2 protein-coding genes are annotated in these 3,004 nt (G+C 42.5%); both read left to right on the plus strand.

The annotated features are described in order from the left end of the window. Window positions 1-192 precede the first annotated feature (192 nt). Entirely contained in the window at window positions 193-1,647 is a 1,455-nt protein-coding gene (locus tag GNE10_RS33395) for an aminotransferase class V-fold PLP-dependent enzyme (RefSeq protein ID WP_099071939.1), read from the plus strand. A 59-nt stretch (window positions 1,648-1,706) separates the two neighbouring features. Beyond that, on the plus strand, window positions 1,707-2,972 hold the full coding sequence (locus GNE10_RS33400; RefSeq protein WP_185570341.1) for a sulfite oxidase: 1,266 nt from the start codon (window positions 1,707-1,709) through the stop codon (window positions 2,970-2,972). The last annotated feature ends 32 nt before the right edge of the window (window positions 2,973-3,004 follow it).

The following is a 3,004-nucleotide window of genomic DNA, read 5'->3' on the forward strand; positions in this document are numbered from 1 at the left end:
AATTAAGTATTGATACTGCTTACAATTCCTAATTATTTATTAAACAATGATGGAAATCACTGATGCTTGTGCCTAAAGTTACGTAACTTAAAACACTGAAATTCTTCAACTGGAATCTGATTATTCTGCGAAATCAAGCTGAGTGTTGTTGCACTTGCCAAGAAATAAAAATTTAAAATAGGGGTGCTAAAAATGACCAATATCTTCACATTGGATACAAAAATCAAGCAAAAAAATGCTCGGTTACCACTATTTGCAGAAAATTTTGATAGCTTTTGGCACAAAGAAATTAAACCGTTATTTACAGACGAGTCTTTGTCCTTTAAAGTAAAAACTTTGAATGGCAACTATGTTAAGTACATCAACTTAGATAATGGAGCCACAACCACTCCCTTTGCAACTCTCAAGCAATATGTAGACAATATGCTTGATACTTACGGCAGTGTACATCGAGGTTCTGGACAGAAATCGGTTATTACGACACGAGAATATGATGCTAGTAGGGATATCATTCGGGATTTTGTAGGATCGTCTTCACAAAATTATGTCATCTTTGCGAAAAATACAACAGAAGCAATTAATGGAGCCGCTACACTTTGGGCAAAAAAACCTGGAAAAATCTTAGTTTCTGATATTGAACATTCATCAAATTTATTGCCTTGGATAACTAGAGACGAAGTTGTGCAATACAGAACCCAGTCAGATGGAAGTATCAGTTTGACTGAAATAGAAAATATCTTCAAGGCACATCAAAATCGTCCGCAAGCAGAGCAAATTAAGTTACTGACTATTACAGGCGCTTCGACAATTACAGGTTATAGACCTCCGATTTACCAACTTGCAGCTTTAGCACATAAGTACAATGCAAAGATATTTGCCGACGTGTGTCAATTAATTCAGCACGAACGAGTGGACATGCGTCCAGATAATGACCCATGTCATTTGGATTTTGTGGCATTTTCTGGACACAAAATGTATGCACCTTATGGAACTGGGGTTTTGCTGGGGCCAAAAGAATTTTTTGATAGCTCCTACCCTTATCAAATTGGCGGTGGAAACCTGCCTTATATCACCAGAAACTTAGAAATCAAGCGTTTTTACACAGAACGTGCCCACGATCCTGGAACACCAAACGCGATGGGTGCGATCGCCATTGCCAAAGCGATTCAAATTATAGAAGGATTGGGGCGTTCGCGTATAGCTGAGTACGAACATTCTTTAGTGGAGTTTACATTTACACAGCTTGCGAATATTCCTGGTGTAAAAGTCCATATTGGAGGAGATAATTTAGCCCATGTTATTCCCTTTGATATCGATGGGTTTGACGGACGTTTAGTGGCAGAAATTCTGGCACAAGAATATGGCATTGGGGTTAGGGCTGGGGCTTTTTGCACATACGAATACATTCGCAAACTCAAGAATATTTCAGACGAACAAGACCTAGAGATTGCCAAAGAAGTAGACCAAGGAATTACCCGCAACATTCCTAGTATTATCCGAGCTAGCTTTGCTGTATATAATACATTAGAAGATTGCCATCGCTTTATTAATGCGATCGCTCAAATAGCTCAAAACAAATTTGATTACTATTTGCCTAACTACACGCAAGATGAAACCACTGGTGTTTGGACAGTGAAAGAAAGATAGTCTGTTGATTGTTGACGGTTGATTGTTGACTGTTGACTGTTGCCCAAGGACGAAAAAAAATGACAAATGACCAGGAGGATTATCTACAGGCGCGGGTTGAAGAGTACATTTGCCTCAAAAGTGCAGATGCGGGTATTTCGCGGCAGAGGTTTCTGCAAATATTAGCCACTATGGTTGGTGCAACAGCCATTGGAGGGGCGGCTAAACCAGCAATTGCCTATGCTCAGACAGGTGTTAAAACCAAACAAAGCAAAATACTTAAGCCATTACCACCGGGATATATCTCTCATAGCAAAGGCACATTAGAGATGAACTGGGAAGCCATGTATGGGCGTGGCTACATAGTACCAAATGATTGGTTTTACGTTCATAACCGCAGTACTCCTCCTCCCTTTGACCCTTCTACATGGCGATTGCAGATTCATGGAACAGGTGTTTCTCAGCCTTGTGAGTTCACTTACGATGAAATCATCGCCATGCCATCCATCTCGGTTACTTGCGCCATCGAGTGTGCTGCCAATGGTCGGCGCTTCTTTGAAGAAGCTTACAACAGACCACTCTCTGGAACGCGCTGGAGGCTTGGGGCTATTGGTGTGGCTGAGTGGACTGGCGTACCACTGGGATTATTATTAGAGCGAGCTGGACTCAAATCCACAGCAAAAGATGTACTCATTGGAGGTGCAGATTTAGATTCACTCAATTCAACCAATAAGTCCAAGTTCAACAGTGTAGTTCCCATTAGCAAAGCATTAGCAGATAACTCCCTCATCGCCTACGCCATGAACGGAGAACCATTACCCCCAGATCATGGTCAACCGTGCCGTGCTTTATTTCCTGGTTGGGGAGGAAATGCCAACGTTAAATGGATTGAGCGGATTGAAGTTTCTGAAAAGCCGATATACACTCCCTGGGTAACCGAGCAAATGGTGTTGATTGGTGCAGACTATCCAGCTATTGCTCCCTATAAAGGCCAGTTGATTACATATCAAAATGTTAAAAGCGCCTTTGAATTGGCTTGGCCAGCTACACTTTCTCCCCGAAGTCACCTACTGCGTGGACGTTCTTGGTCTGGAAAAGGAAAGATTGTACGGGTGGAAGTTAGCCTCGATGGTGGGAAAACCTGGCAATTTGCAAGACTGAGAGAACCAAATTTTCCATTTGCATGGGTACGTTGGGATATGGAATGGAACCCAGTTCCCGGCGAATATTTTCTGCAAGCTCGTGCCACTGACAATTTAGGTAACACACAACCGACTACAGTTCCGTGGAATGACGGCGGGTTGATGTATGGGGGCGTTGTTAGTCATCCGGTGACAGTGAGGTGAGTGGGGATGAGGGAGATGGGGAGGTAGGGGGT

The organism is Nostoc sp. 2RC (genome assembly GCF_014222165.1).
GTDB classification, from domain to species: Bacteria; Cyanobacteriota; Cyanobacteriia; order Cyanobacteriales; family Nostocaceae; genus Nostoc; species Nostoc linckia.